The organism is Viridibacillus arvi, from assembly GCF_001274945.1.
Taxonomy (GTDB): domain Bacteria; phylum Bacillota; class Bacilli; order Bacillales_A; family Planococcaceae; genus Viridibacillus; species Viridibacillus arvi.
Genome location: NZ_LILB01000005.1, coordinates 517709 through 532405, shown reverse-complemented (window position 1 = coordinate 532405; position 14697 = coordinate 517709). Strand labels below are relative to the sequence as shown.

Genomic DNA, 14697 nt, shown 5'->3' with positions numbered 1-14697 from the left:
ATTGAATTTTAGGTATCTAAACCCGAATTCAATCGAAGATGCTTTTTTTATTTGTCTATACATTTGGGGTCAGTCCCCTAGTCTTTTTGACTACGTGACAGCTTTTTTTTATAAACAGGATATGGCAATCATAAATAGGGAATGAAACAACCAAGTCCTGGAGCTATCGAATAAAACAATGTAGTTAAAAGATTACTCTGGAAAAGAACCAGTCAACCTATTAAAACAGTTGACTGGCTCTTTTTATATAGCTTTTTCCTCTAGGGCTAACCTTACACCAATGAAGACGAGCATTACTCCTGTAGTTTTGTTAAATATATTTTGAACGCCCGGTTTCATAAACCATTTTCGAATAATATTTAGTACATAGACAACAATGATAAACCATACAATTGCTAAAGCCATTAATATTGCTGCAAGAATGCATAATTGAAAAATAATATTACCATTTATATTTATAAATTGAGGCATCAGTGTCATATATACAATTAAGGTCTTTGGATTGAGTAAATCAGTAAGTATTCCTTGGTAAAAACATGATTTATGAGCCTTAGGGGAATACTCAGTAGTGCCAATATTGTGTTCTTTAGCAGATAACTCAATTGGAGAGGAGCCTTTTGATAGCCAAGCTTTAATTCCTATCCATACTAAATAAGCAGCCCCTAAATACTTAATTAAATTAAACAAAAATAATGATTTCGCTACAATGGCAGCTAAGCCTAATACAGCGATTAGTGTCCAAACAAATAATGCTGCTACAATACCTAGTGTTGTAAAATGACCTGCTTTTTTACCGTATAAAATAGTGTTTTTGATAACTAATAATAAATCAACCCCTGGGACCATTACTAATAATGCTGATATAAGAACGAACATGAATATGTTTTCCATATAAAACCCCCTTGTACATATATGCAACATATTTCATGTTAGCACTACTAATCTGCCTCTGCAAAGCATAGTTTTTTGAAAATAGAGAATCTTATGATCGCGTAATTAGCACAATAATCTTTTGGATTCATCTTTTTAATAAGTATTTTAATAGTTTGCAAATCAATAGAAAAAAAGTACCGAATAGAGCAACTAGTTCTCAGGTTAGACAAAAATAAAAGCGTTTTCAAATAGCTATTATTGTTGGTGTTTATTTTCACACAATGTCATCCGAAAAAAAAATTAAGAGAATATATTTTTAGTAGATAAAAATATAAAAGGATGTGTATAAAGGTGGATAGCAAAAACATTGTTCAAGAGTTTGATAAAACACAGTCCCAGTTAAGGATAATTCATGAGATAAATGGAATTAGTTTAGCTCTTAATAATGATTTGTGGTTAAGAGGGGGATGGGCTATAGACTTTTTACTTGGTAGGATTATTCGACCACACTCTGATATTGATTTTGTTACTTGGATACAATATCGAGAACAGTTGGAAAAAGCCCTTGAACATGCAGGTTTTCTTATCATCCCAATTAGCGAGTTTCAAACTGATCTTATTAAAAATGATGTTGATGTGAGTATAGTTTTCGTAAAGCGTTCAGAAGAGGGGGACATTATTGCAAATGGTTTCCCAGAATGGATATGGAGGTCGGATGCTTTATCTACGAAATTTTATAATTTACAGGGTGTATCAGTTTGTGTGTTAAGTCCACACCAATTACTTGAAGAAAAGAAGGTTCATGAATTAGGAACCGGAAGAAAACTTAGACAAAAAGATATAGAGAGTATGAAAATAATTCAACAGATTATAAAAGAAGTGAATTAAAGGGAATTTGAAGCTGAGCATCAGGTCTGTCCAAAGGAGTTAAATCATCCAGAGAGAACTAAATAAAAAAATCAAGAATGCTGTTAAATCAACATTCTTGATTTTCAAAAAGGGTCGTCAATGAGTCGAAATAAGACTTGTTAGACAGCCCTCTTTTATTTAAATTTTATTGATAATGATGAAATTACAAATAATATTAAAAGAAATGTGCAACTTCTATAGGGGAATGCACTTGATTTAAGCCGATTAAAAGTTTTAGACGAGCTTTTTGGCCACTAATTCCTGGAGCATAAATGACACCCATATCCTCAAGCATTTTGCCTCCACCTTCATAACCGTAAACACCTTGTGCAATCCCGTTAAAACAGCGTGAAACTAAAACGACTGGGATTTGATGATCGAGCAATGCTTGAATGCCAGTTACGACAGCTGGTGGGACGTTACCTTGGCCTAAACCTTCTAATACAACACCATGGTAACCACTATCTATTGCCGATAATAATAGGTCAGCTTCCATTCCTGCATATACTTTGAATAGGGCAACCTTCTTTTCAATTGTAGAAACTTCTACATATTGTTTTTGCAAAGGAGCGTGGTGAAAATGAATCATTGTTTTAGTAATAAGTCCAAGTGGTCCATACTGTGGACTTTGGAAAGTACCAACATTCGAAGTTGAAGTTTTTGTAACGTTAGCAGCTGCATGAATTTCATCATTCATAACAACTAGTACACCTTTATTTTTTGCATCTTCGGAAACAGCTACTCTCATTGCCTCAACTAAATTATAAACTCCGTCTGCCCCTAATTCATTAGATGAGCGCATAGCTCCTGTTAAGACAATAGGGATTTCCAAATTCGTTGTTAAATCAAGAAAATAAGCTGTTTCCTCTAAAGTATCAGTACCGTGAGTAATGACAATACCATCAATTTTTTGCTTACTGATTGCTTCTAAAATGAGATTTTTCAATTTGAGCATTTCAATAGGTGTCATATGTGGAGAAGGTAAATTAAAAGCATCTAATTCTACAATATCAGCATACTGTCTTAGTTTTTTACTTTCTACGATTAATGGATTAGTTTCTTTTGGAACAACAGCACCTGACTCCTCATTTACATGCATTGATATCGTTCCACCAGTATGTATTAATAAAATTGTTTTTTTCATGACAAATCCTCCTTGGATTACTTTTGCTATGTGTTATGAATGGTATAATAAATAGACATAGATTGAAAGGAGCAACTACATGTTTATCCTATTAACAGTGGCGATTGCTCCTGGCCTCGCGCTGTTTAGCTTTTTTTACCTACGAAATCAGATGGCTACGGAGCCTCGGAGAACATTGTTCCATACATTTATATATGGTGCAATCTTAACGTTCCCTATTCTATTTTTACAGTATGTTTTTCAAGAAGAGCAGATTTTTTCAAATCCGATCTTGGAAAATGTCGTCTTTACTGGAGTCATTGAAGAATTTTTTAAATGGTTGATCTTAATGATTGCCATTTACCATCATGTTGAGTTCGATGATCCGTATGATGGGGTTTTATATGGTGTCGCTATTTCATTAGGTTTTGCGACAGTAGAAAATATTTTATACTTACTTTCTTACGGTGTAAACACTGCATTTTTACGTGCGTTAATGCCGGTTTCCAGCCATGCATTGTTTGGTGTCGTCATGGGTTATTATTTAGGGAAATCGAAATTTTCTAAGAAAGAACAAGTAAATGAATTTATCGTAGTTGCATTATGTGCACCTATTCTACTTCACAACGCATACAATTTAATCTTCTTTTTTCAAGATCATTGGTCATATTTAATGATTCCTTTTATGTTGTTTTTATGGTGGTTTGGGCTAAGAAAAGTAAAACAGGCACACAATCACTTAATTCAACATCTATATGCTCAAAAAAAAATATAAATGCCGAGAGAAATATTCTACTTCTCTGGGCATTTTTTTATGGGGTTTTGTATAAAAATCGTAGATTGAGACATTCTACGAAAAAGGAGGCTCACAATCAATGAGACTTTTTAAAGTACTTCTCATCATACTTATGACTTTCACTATTTTCGCAATGAACGATGTGCATCGCGGAGAAGCATTTTCTAATCAAGTGATCGCAAGGGGAGCTAATGGCGATGATGTAATTGAATTGCAAGCAAGGTTGCAATATGTCGGTTTTTATACCGGGAAAATTGATGGTAAGTTTGGCTATGGCACATATTGGGCCCTAAGAAACTTCCAAGAAAAATATGGGTTAAAAGTAGATGGAATTGCAGGCACTACGACGAAGAAAAAATTAACTGCTGCTTCAAATTATAATAAAGAATTTGTAATGGAGCAGTTAAGAAAGGGTAATCGATTTACACATTATGGTGGTAAACCATTAGAACAACAAGTTCAACAGGGAACAGGTACACAATCTAATACACAACTACCAACTAAATATTCAGATCAAGATTTAAAATTAATGGCAAATGCGGTATACGGTGAAGCCAGAGGTGAGCCATACGAAGGTCAAGTTGCTGTAGCAGCTGTTATCTTAAATCGATTAGATAGTCCGGAATTCCCAAATACGATTTCGGGTATTATATTCCAGCCTAGAGCTTTTACTGCAGTTGCTGATGGTCAGATTTGGCTAACACCTAATGATCGTGCAATGGAAGCAGTAATTGATGCGATGAACGGTTGGGATCCTACTGAAAATGCGCTCTATTATTTTAATCCAAAAACAGCTACTAGTGAATGGATTTGGACAAGACCGCAAATCAAAAAAATAGGTCAGCATATTTTTTGCTTATAGGAGGTGCTTGATTGAAAAAGTTAACATTCTTTCTAGTCTATGCTGTTATAGTTCTTTCGGTATTTAGCTATACGTCTGCAAAGGAAAAAACAAATTTAAAACAGTTATTACATGCTCAATATACGAATCAGATGGCAGATGCTTCTAGCCAACTAAATGAGCTGCAAAAAGCAGTTCAGCAATCCTTGCTTTTTAGTGATCCTACTGCATTAAATGATTCATTACAAGATGTTTGGCGTTTGTCTTCAGATATTCGTCAAACAATTGGAGGTATACCACTAGATCGTGAATTTACAACGCAATGGATGAATTATTTAGGGCGTTTAGGAAATCAAGCGAAACTAACAATGACTTCTGAAGAATCGAAAACAAATTGGAATAAAAGTGTTTCTAATGTAGCTTCAAATTTAAGTTCCTTTTCAAGTGAGTGGGACGTTGCTACAGCACATTTATTACAAGAAGATAAGCATTATAATAAATGGCTAGATCAACTATCCAATATGGATGTGAAAAATAATTTTACGAACTTATCTGCAACGGTAAAATCATATGCAGAAAGTGATTTTCCATTAACATCAAGTGAAACGGATAATCAAAAGAAAAAAGATTTAATAGCATTAAAAGATAAAGTTATTTCAGAAAAAGAAGCTTTAGCTCGTTTTAAAGAAATGTTCCCACAATATGAAAAAGCAACAATTCGTATTGAACAAAGTGAAAAAACAGCTCCATATCCGTTCTATCACATTACTTTCCATGAAGGAATTAGATTAGGTTATGCAGATATTACGAAAAAAGGCGGACACTTACTTTCATTTTTAGTGGAACGACCAGTTGATAAAAGTACTTTAAGCCAAGAAGAACTTATTAACAAGGCTAATAAACAAATGAAAGACCTAGGCTTCGATGATCTTGAAATTGAAGCATCTAGAGAAAATACAATGGCATGGCATTTAAATTATGTACGGATTAATCCATCTAATAAGGCAAAAGTATATGCAGATGGCGTACAAGTGAAGATTGCAAAAGACAACGGTGAAATCATCGGAATTAATGGTATGGAATATATTCAAAAAGAAACATTAAAAGATCAACCAATGAAAAAAATTGATTGGAAAACGTTTTTCGATAAAAATGTTGAAATTGTAGAAGAAGCTTTATCGTATAGTGAAAACGATAAAATGGAAGAACGTTTATGCTATGAGTTGACTGTTGTTTATTACAATAAGAATGTTCCTCTTACATTCAGAGTATTGGTAGATACAGAAACGGGCGAAATCATCAAGAATGAAAAATTATAGACCAAGTGCTGGGGGCCTATTGTATTGTCTCTAGCATAATTTAACAATCCATGTCATAATTAAACCACTACTAAAGTGGCATAAAGGGAGATTGACATGGAACTTAAAATTGGTACATTAATCACGTTAGAACCCATCAATTCAGAATCTATGGAACGTTTTAAATGTAAAGTTGTGGAACAGAAGGATGGTAATATTTATATTGACTATCCAGTAAGTACAACTACTAATAGGACTTCCTTTTTATCTAGGGGCAGTCAATTCCGTGCATCTTTTATTGATGAAGAGAAGATAGCCCATGCTTTCAAAACAGAAGTACTTGGAAGGGTAAAAGCGAATATTCCGATGATTATGCTGTCCTTTCCAACCGACGAAGAAATTTATAAGATACAACGTAGAGAATTCGTTCGTGTCTTAACACCTGTGGATGTCGCTATACGCTTCAATGATGAATATTATCAATTTGTCACAGAAGACATTAGCGCAGGGGGATTAGCAATCATTTTAAATCAAAAAGTTTCATTTAAAGAAAATGATGAATTTGATATGACGATTGCTTTACCTTTTTCAAATAAGGATGTTAAGTATATCCAAACGAGAGCATCAGTTATTCGAATTATTGAAAGAGATGATTGTGTCATTGCACCGTTACATTTTACTGACACAGATGAATTAGATCGTCAATTCTTAGTTCGCTTCTGTTTTGAACGTCAACTATTAATTCGAAAAAAGGAAACAGCTTTTTAATTACGAAAGAGTCCTCTAATTTTTAGAGGACTTTTTATTTTAATAGGGAATATGTCAGTATCGGACTAAAAGATATTCTTTGCTAATATTTTTAATAGCAGCAATACAAGTAGCATAGCGTAATAATAGTGATTTTTTTAAGTGTTGAAAGTTATAACGAAATTTTGGTTTTTAAGCATATCATGATTCGTAGTTAAACGAGTCGCCTCAGCATTTCGGTTGTGATACAATATTACGGAAAGAAGGGGTTGAAACCGTGAAAAAGAATATTCAAATCGCAATTGACGGCCCTGCTGGAGCAGGTAAAAGTACAATTGCTAAAATTGCAGCAGAAGCTCTAGGTTATACATACATTGACACAGGTGCTATGTATCGAGCTCTTACATTAAAAGCATTGAAAGAAAATATAAATTTAGAAGATGCGGAAAGTGTAACAAACTTATTAGGTAAGACAGACATTACGTTAAAACCTTCAGAAAATGGACAGCTAGTATTTTTAGATGGTCAAGATGTTTCTCAAGAAATTCGTTCAAATGAGGTAACGAGTAATGTTTCTAAAGTAGCGGCACATGCGACTATGCGAGAAATTATGGTTCAACGCCAACAAGAAATGGCGAAATTAGGCGGAGTTGTTATGGACGGTCGTGATATAGGAACAGCTGTTTTAACAGATGCCGAATTGAAATTATATATGTCTGCAACTGTTGAGGAACGTGCACGTCGTCGTTATGAAGATAATAAACAACGCGGTATTGTTTCTACTATTGAGCAATTACAAGAAGAGATTGCACTACGTGATAAATTAGATAGTGAAAGAGAAGCTTCTCCACTAGTGCAAGCACAAGATGCCATTTTCTTAGATACTACTGAGCTGTCTATTCAACAAGCAGCAGATGCTATTTTAAAATTAGTGAGTGAAAGGATGGCATAAGATGGACTTTTACCAATTTGCTAAATCTGTTGTCTTTACCGCTTTAAAACCGATTTACCGTATGGAAGTGATTGGCCTTGAGAACTTCCCAAAAGAGGGAGGCATTTTACTTTGCTCCAATCATATAGATGCACTTGATCCACCTGTTGTAGGAATTACTTCTCCTAGACCAGTAAATTTTATGGCAAAGGAAGAGCTTTTTAAATTACCTATTTTGAAAAGTATTTTACCAAGTGTTCATGCATTTCCAGTTAAACGAGGGTTAAGCGACCGCCAAGCGTTGCGCACTGCTCTTGATTTATTGAAACAAGGTCAAGTAGTTGGTATTTTCCCTGAAGGTACAAGAAACAAAACAGGTACTCTTGGTAAAGGTTTTTCAGGTGCAGGATTTTTTGCATTAAAGGGCGAAGCAAATGTAATGCCATGTGCTATTATTGGGCCGTACAAGCCATTCAGACGCTTAAAAGTGATCTATGGTAAACCAATTGATATCGCACCTTATAGAGAACGTCGAGCAAAAGCAGAAGAAGTAACAGAGGTCATTATGGCGAGTATTCAAGAGTTGCTCGATGAACATTATAAGAAAAATTAAAAAACTTCTAATAAAAAAGAGTTAATTTTTGTTTTTGTAAGAGAATTGGAATAAAATAGAGATGGAACGTTGTGAAGGAGGATTACATATGTCTGAAGAAATGAACTTGAATCAAGGTCAAGAATTCCGTGAGGGAGATATCGTCAAAGGTATCGTTGCTCAAGTTGAAGAAAAGGCAGTAACCGTATCAATTGAAGGTGCACCATTTGATGGTGTCGTACCAATCAGTGAGCTATCAAGCTTGCATGTTGATAAAGCTTCCGACGCAGTCTCAGTCGGCGACGAATTTGAATTAATCATTACAAAAGTAGAAGAAGAGAACTATGTGCTTTCAAAACGTAGAGTAGATGCTATTCATGCATGGAAAGTGTTAACAACAAAGTTTGAAAAAGGTGAAGTAATCGAATCGGAAGTAAAAGATGTGGTGAAGGGCGGCCTAGTGTTAGATTTAGGTGTCCGTGGTTTCGTACCAGCATCTCTTGTAGAAGATCATTTTGTTGAATCTTTTGAAGATTACAAAGGTAGAACTATGGCTTTTAAAATTGTTGAAATGGATCAGCAGAAAAACCGATTAATCTTATCTCATCGAGCAATCGTAGAAGGTGAAAAAGCTTCTAAAAAAGAGCAATTATTAGGCGGTATCCATGAAGGTGACGTATTAGAAGGAACTGTTCAACGATTAGCTTCATTTGGTGCATTCATCGATCTTGGTGGTGTAGATGGTTTAGTCCATATTTCACAGGTGTCTCATGGGCATGTGGAAAATGTGTCAGACGTTCTTTCGGAAGGTCAAAAGGTAACTGTTAAAGTACTGTCTGTAGACAAAGACAACGAACGTATTTCACTTTCTATTAAAGAAACTTTACCTGGACCATGGGAAGAAGTAGAAGCGAAAGCACCAAAAGGCGCCGTATTAACAGGTACTGTTAAACGATTAGTAAACTTCGGAGCCTTTGTTGAAGTGTTCCCTGGTGTTGAAGGCTTAGTGCATATATCTCAAATTGCACATAAACATATTACAACACCACATGAAGTACTAAAAGAAGGTCAAGAAGTTGAAGTAAAAGTACTCGATGTTAATAAAGACGAAAGCCGCTTATCATTGAGTATTAAAGCGTTGCTTGAAAATGCTGAAGAGGAAGATTTTACTGATTACGAGCTACCTGAAGAAACATCAGGATTCTCTTTTGCAGATGTTATTGGTGACAAATTAAAAAATTTCTCTGAATAAAAAACGTTAAATGCAACAAATAACTATATGGAGCAGGCGGGTTCTTCTCACATCCGCCTGTTTTTTTCTTGTAATGCCCTGTGTATCATTGTAATATATACATATATGATGACTTGAATTGTTGGTGATGGGGAACTTATAAGGTACCATCGCCTTTTTTGTTGTATAATATGTACTATTAGAAGTTGGAAGGATGAATAAATTATGACGAAACCGGTCGTAGCGATCGTAGGCCGTCCGAATGTCGGTAAATCGACTATTTTTAACAGAATCGTAGGTGAACGTGTATCTATCGTGGAAGATATTCCAGGAGTAACACGTGACCGTATATATAGTTCTGCGGATTGGTTAACACATGAATTTAATATTATTGACACTGGCGGAATTGATATTGGAGAAGAGCCTTTCTTAGATCAAATTCGTCACCAAGCAGAGATTGCCATGGATGAAGCGGATGTTATCATTCTTATGACAAATGGTCGTGAAGGCGTAACATTAGCTGATGAACACGTTGCGAGAATTTTATATAAAACAAAGAAACCTATTGTTTTAGCTGTTAATAAAATTGATAATCCAGATATGCGTGAAATGATGTATGATTTCTACTCATTAGGATTTGGTGAACCATTCCCAATCTCAGGTTCACATGGCCTTGGATTAGGGGACTTACTTGATGAAGTGGCAAAACACTTCCCAGAAGATGATGAAGAGCAATATGGTGACGATGTCATTAAATTCTCTTTAATCGGCCGTCCGAATGTTGGTAAATCATCATTAGTAAATGCATTTTTAGGTGATGAACGTGTAATCGTAAGTGATATTGCTGGTACAACACGTGATGCAATTGACTCACCGTATGAATTTGATGGACAAGAATATGTAATCATTGATACAGCGGGGATGCGTAAAAAAGGGAAAGTGTACGAGACTACTGAAAAATACAGTGTACTTCGAGCACTAAGAGCTATTGAACGCTCAGACGTTGTCTTAGTCGTTTTAAACGGCGAAGAAGGTATCCAAGAACAAGATAAGAAAATTGCTGGTTACGCTCATGAAGCGGGTAAAGCAGTCATTATCGTAGTAAATAAATGGGATGCTGTTGAAAAAGATGAAAAGACTATGAATCATACAACAAAAGTGATTCGTGAGCAATTCCAATACCTAGATTATGCGCCAATCGTATTCGTATCAGCGAAAACGAAAAAACGTGTTCATTCATTATTGCCAGTTGTTAACCGAGCAAATGAAAATCACTCTATGCGTATTCAATCAAGTATATTAAATGAAGTTATCGCAGATGCTGTTGCAAGAAACCCTGCTCCTACTGATAAAGGTCGCAGATTACGTATTTACTACGTTACTCAAGTTGCAATTAAGCCACCAACATTTGTTGTCTTTGTAAATGAACCAGAACTTATGCACTTCTCTTATGAACGTTTCTTAGAAAATCGTATTCGTGAAACATTCGATTTCGAAGGCACGCCTATTCGTTTGATTACACGTGCCCGAGGATAATAGTTAAATCTAGGTGGGAGGATCCAAACATGGATAAAGTAACAGTTTTAGGTGCGGGCTCATGGGGCACGTCACTAGCAATAGTATTAGCTGAAAATGGTCATGATTGCCTACTTTGGTCACATCGTGAAGAGCAAGCTAACGAAATTAATGAGCAACACACAAATGCGAAATATTTACCAAGTGTACAACTACCAACTACATTAAAAGCAACACATATATTAGCAGATGCAGTTGCACATGCAGACGTGATTGTCATGGCTGTCCCTACAAAGGGTATTCGCGAAACTTGTCAAAAAATGATGAAGACTTTAGATCGTAAAATTTTATTTGTCCATGTTTCAAAAGGAATTGAACCTGATTCATTATTACGCATTTCTGAGATTATGAGAGAAGAAATAGATGAAGCTTTAATTGAAGACATTGTTGTTCTTTCTGGTCCAAGTCATGCTGAAGAAGTAGTGTTGCATCACCCTACTACTGTGGCGGCAGCGTGTGAAAACTTAGCATCTGCTGAGCGCGTCCAAGATCTGTTTATGAATCAGTATTTCCGTATTTATACGAATACAGATGTTATTGGAGTAGAAATGGGTGGTGCGTTGAAAAACGTTATTGCTTTAGCTGCAGGGGTAACTGATGGTTTAGGATATGGGGATAATGCTAAGGCAGCCCTTATTACAAGAGGTTTAGCAGAAATGTCACGCTTGGGTGTGAAAATGGGTGCAGAGCCTTTAACGTTCTCAGGACTTGCTGGTATGGGTGATTTAATCGTCACGTGTACAAGTGTTCACTCACGTAACTGGCGTGCAGGTAATATGCTTGGTAAAGGTATGACGTTGCAGGAAGTGCTAGACCAAATGGGCATGGTTGTAGAAGGTGTCCGTACAACAAAAGGGGCACATCAACTAGCTGAGAAATACGATGTAATAATGCCAATCACATCAGCGCTATATGAGGTGCTATTTGAAGAACAAAATGCTACTGAAGGTGTAGAGAAGCTAATGCAACGTATGAAAACACACGAAATGGCAGGGTTCTTTGAATAATTGTGATATTTTGTCACAAAATTGTACGATAAACAAAACCGTTATAAAAGTGTTTTAAATGCAGTGATATCAAGCTCTATTATTAATATTGACAAGAGGTGATGCTTCCTCACCTCTTGTTTTTTTGTGATATAATTTCATCTGTGAGAATGGAAACGGTTTCTAGTTAAGAAAGGTGGTTGGTCTGTTGTCAAGCTTAGTCCTGCTAAATGGTACTCCTTTTTCTCCAATGGATATGATGTGGATATCTTTCTATTCTATTGGTTTTATGTTAGTAGCGATGGGATTAATTTACTTAAGTCGTCATAAAATCGAAAATTCAATAGTGAGTTCAATTATAGCGTTGATCTCATATTTATTTTTATTCATAGGTTTCTTGACGATGATGTTTGTCGTCTTCACATGGTAATCCTAAGAAAATGAGGTAAGTATATGAAAAAAACGAGAGTATTATTGTTGGTGGCTGTAATAGCTACTCTTTTATCTGGTTGTATGTATCCGCAATCAGAACGAGCTGAAAATCAAGTTCCTGATGAGGCACAACTAATAGTAGTCCAAAAGGCGATAGATTCTTTTAGAAAGACTTCAGGCGGATTACTACCTATCCAAAATCGTGAAGAAAATGTAGATCAATATATTAAGTACCCTATTCAATTCGAAAAATTACTAAATGGTCATTTAGACAAAATTCCTGGGAATGCCTATGAAAAGGGTGGAATTTATCAATATGTTATTTGGAATGCAGAGAGTAAAAAACCAGTTGTTAAACTAGTAGACTTACGAGGTGCAGAAATAATTCGTGAATTGAACATAAAAAAAGGTGTGAATGGTTTCGTACCAATCGCTGATAAAATTATTGGTGATATTTATCAAATGGATTATGTGAAGATGGGTTACAAAAAATCACCTTCAGTCCCAAGCTCTTATTCGAGTGTAAATCTTCCTTTAGTTGTAAAAGGTAGTGGAGAAATTTGTATTGATTATTCTATTGAATTACAACGAATATTAGATGAAGATAATCCAAAAGTAAAATCAGGCGATGACATCCGTTATTTATTATCCGATAAATACGCTATTCTACCAGCCTATTCTTTACCGTATACAGTAAATGATAAAAATGAAGTCATTTTCTTAACCGATAAAAAATAACCTTCTAAAACGTTTGATGCTTTTAGCATGAAACGTTTTTTTCATGCATAGAATAGATTGCGTAGAATAGGAGGGATTCACATTTCAGAACAATTATATGAGCAAATTGTGGAGCGCACAAACGGTGATGTATATATTGGGGTAGTAGGGCCGGTACGAGTAGGAAAATCAACGTTTACAAAGCGTGTAATGGAAGTTATGGTATTACCAAACATCACAGATGAAGCAGAACGATTACGAGCACAGGACGAGCTGCCTCAAAGCTCTCCAGGCCCTGTTATAATGACAGCTGAACCTAAATTTGTCCCAGCTAAAGGAACACAAATTGCAGTAGGAGAAGGGCCCCTTACGATGCAAATTAGGCTGGCTGATTGCGTGGGTTATATTATTGATGGCGTGAAGGGATATGAGGATGAAAATGGTCCGAAATTAGTACACACGCCGTGGCATAATGAGCCAATTCCTTTCCAGGAAGCAGCTAGAATTGGGACAGATAAAGTCATCCGTGATCATTCAAATATTGGTATTGTAGTTACTACAGATGGATCTGTAAATGGTATTCCAAGGCAAGCAGCTGAAAAAGCAGAAATTGAAATAATTGAGCAACTTCAGTCAATAGGTAAGCCATTTGTTGTGGTAATAAATAGTAAAATGCCTGCGCATAAAGATACTGTGGCACTGAAAAATGAGCTGTCGGATCGCTATCAGGTACCAGTAATTAGTACATCTGCGGATCAAATGAGTGTGCAAGAAGTAAATGAAATTTTGAAAGAAGCACTTTACGAATTTCCAATTACATCGATCGAAGTGGAACGCCCTGACTGGATGGAGGTCATTGGAGAGACGAATCCAATTAACGTCTCTTTAAATGATGCCATCACTACATGGAGTGATTCCGTGACGAAAATACGAGATGTCAAACATATTGCAACAAAATTAAGTGAAGAAGATTATATTTCCAATGCAGAAGTGACCGATGTCAATCCAGGCATGGGTAGTGCAAGAATTACTCTTCAAGTAAAAAATGATATATATCAAGCTATTTGTGAACAATTTTTGGATGAACCGGTGGTTACCAAAAAAGAATGGCTGTTATTTATTAAAGAATCACAGGAAGCAAGACAGGCACATAAACGCTTCCATGAAGCTATCGAAAAAGCTAAAAAAGACGGTTATGGAGTTACTCTACCTAATACGCAAGAACTTGAGCCATCACCACCAGAAATCATTAAACAAAATAATTTCTTCGGTGTACGCATGAAGGCGAATGCGCCGTCTTATCATATTATACGTATCGATATGGAAGCGGAGTTTGCTCCGTTAATAGGGTCTGAGTTTCATAGTCAGCAGCTATTAAAAGATTTAAAACATGGATATTATCATGATAGAGATGCACTTTGGAATACCCAGTTATTTGGTACACCGCTTTATGAGGTCATGAAGGAAAGTATAGCTTATAAAACAAATGCTGTTCCAGCTCATGCGAAAACGAGAATGCGTCAAACGATTGAACGAATGGTAAACCAAGGTGATCGTGGTATGGTAACTTTTATTTTATAATTACCAAATAACCTATAAATTAAGAAAAAAAAGCCTTTTTGTGACCTTGCAAAAAGGTTTTTTTG

The 14697-nt window shown here is 35.7% G+C and carries 15 protein-coding genes; 13 read left to right on the top strand and 2 right to left on the bottom strand.

Features of this window, described 5'->3' with window-relative positions:
• Nucleotides 1-243: 243 nt before the first annotated feature.
• Entirely contained in the window at nt 244-891 is a 648-nt protein-coding gene (locus AMD00_RS11820) for a LysE family translocator (protein ID WP_053417267.1), read from the bottom strand.
• 333 nt (nt 892-1224) lie between these two features.
• On the opposite strand from AMD00_RS11820, the gene AMD00_RS11815 reads away from it, so the two are divergent.
• Nucleotides 1225-1761, top strand: coding sequence for a nucleotidyltransferase domain-containing protein (locus AMD00_RS11815; RefSeq protein ID WP_083446216.1), 537 nt, complete (start codon nt 1225-1227; stop codon nt 1759-1761).
• Between the two features lie 196 nt (nt 1762-1957).
• Here the strand turns inward: AMD00_RS11815 and AMD00_RS11810 are convergent, their stop codons facing one another.
• Nucleotides 1958-2926, bottom strand: coding sequence for an asparaginase (locus tag AMD00_RS11810; protein ID WP_053417265.1), 969 nt, complete (start codon nt 2924-2926; stop codon nt 1958-1960).
• A 79-nt stretch (nt 2927-3005) separates the two neighbouring features.
• On the opposite strand from AMD00_RS11810, the gene prsW reads away from it, so the two are divergent.
• The 12 genes from prsW to spoIVA all read left to right on the top strand — a co-directional run bounded on the left by prsW (nt 3006) and on the right by spoIVA (nt 14632).
• On the top strand, nt 3006-3680 hold the full coding sequence (gene prsW, locus AMD00_RS11805; protein ID WP_053417264.1) for a glutamic-type intramembrane protease PrsW: 675 nt from the start codon (nt 3006-3008) through the stop codon (nt 3678-3680).
• Nucleotides 3681-3780: 100 nt separating this feature from the next.
• A complete protein-coding gene (gene sleB, locus AMD00_RS11800; RefSeq protein ID WP_053417263.1) occupies nt 3781-4563 on the top strand; it encodes a spore cortex-lytic enzyme in 783 nt (260 codons plus the stop codon).
• 11 nt (nt 4564-4574) lie between these two features.
• Complete coding sequence (locus AMD00_RS11795) at nt 4575-5861, top strand: PepSY1/2 domain-containing protein (protein ID WP_053417262.1); 1287 nt, start codon at nt 4575-4577, stop codon at nt 5859-5861.
• A gap of 96 nt (nt 5862-5957) precedes the next feature.
• Nucleotides 5958-6608, top strand: a complete 651-nt coding sequence (locus AMD00_RS11790) for a flagellar brake protein (RefSeq protein WP_053417261.1) — start codon at nt 5958-5960, stop codon at nt 6606-6608.
• Nucleotides 6609-6864: 256 nt separating this feature from the next.
• The gene (cmk, locus tag AMD00_RS11785; RefSeq protein WP_053417260.1) at nt 6865-7539 is read left to right on the top strand and encodes a (d)CMP kinase; all 675 of its coding nucleotides are present in this window, start codon (nt 6865-6867) and stop codon (nt 7537-7539) included.
• A 1-nt stretch (nt 7540) separates the two neighbouring features.
• Complete coding sequence (locus AMD00_RS11780; RefSeq protein WP_053417259.1) at nt 7541-8131, top strand: lysophospholipid acyltransferase family protein; 591 nt, start codon at nt 7541-7543, stop codon at nt 8129-8131.
• A gap of 88 nt (nt 8132-8219) precedes the next feature.
• The gene (rpsA, locus tag AMD00_RS11775) at nt 8220-9362 is read left to right on the top strand and encodes a 30S ribosomal protein S1 (RefSeq protein ID WP_053417258.1); all 1143 of its coding nucleotides are present in this window, start codon (nt 8220-8222) and stop codon (nt 9360-9362) included.
• A gap of 204 nt (nt 9363-9566) precedes the next feature.
• Nucleotides 9567-10877, top strand: coding sequence for a ribosome biogenesis GTPase Der (gene der / locus AMD00_RS11770; RefSeq protein ID WP_053417257.1), 1311 nt, complete (start codon nt 9567-9569; stop codon nt 10875-10877).
• Between the two features lie 29 nt (nt 10878-10906).
• Nucleotides 10907-11923, top strand: a complete 1017-nt coding sequence (locus tag AMD00_RS11765) for an NAD(P)H-dependent glycerol-3-phosphate dehydrogenase (RefSeq protein WP_053417256.1) — start codon at nt 10907-10909, stop codon at nt 11921-11923.
• A gap of 187 nt (nt 11924-12110) precedes the next feature.
• Complete coding sequence (locus AMD00_RS11760; RefSeq protein WP_245639507.1) at nt 12111-12332, top strand: DUF2768 domain-containing protein; 222 nt, start codon at nt 12111-12113, stop codon at nt 12330-12332.
• Nucleotides 12333-12355: 23 nt separating this feature from the next.
• Nucleotides 12356-13072, top strand: coding sequence for a hypothetical protein (locus AMD00_RS11755; protein WP_053417255.1), 717 nt, complete (start codon nt 12356-12358; stop codon nt 13070-13072).
• A gap of 57 nt (nt 13073-13129) precedes the next feature.
• A complete protein-coding gene (gene spoIVA / locus AMD00_RS11750) occupies nt 13130-14632 on the top strand; it encodes a stage IV sporulation protein A (protein WP_322787046.1) in 1503 nt (500 codons plus the stop codon).
• Nucleotides 14633-14697: the final 65 nt, after the last annotated feature.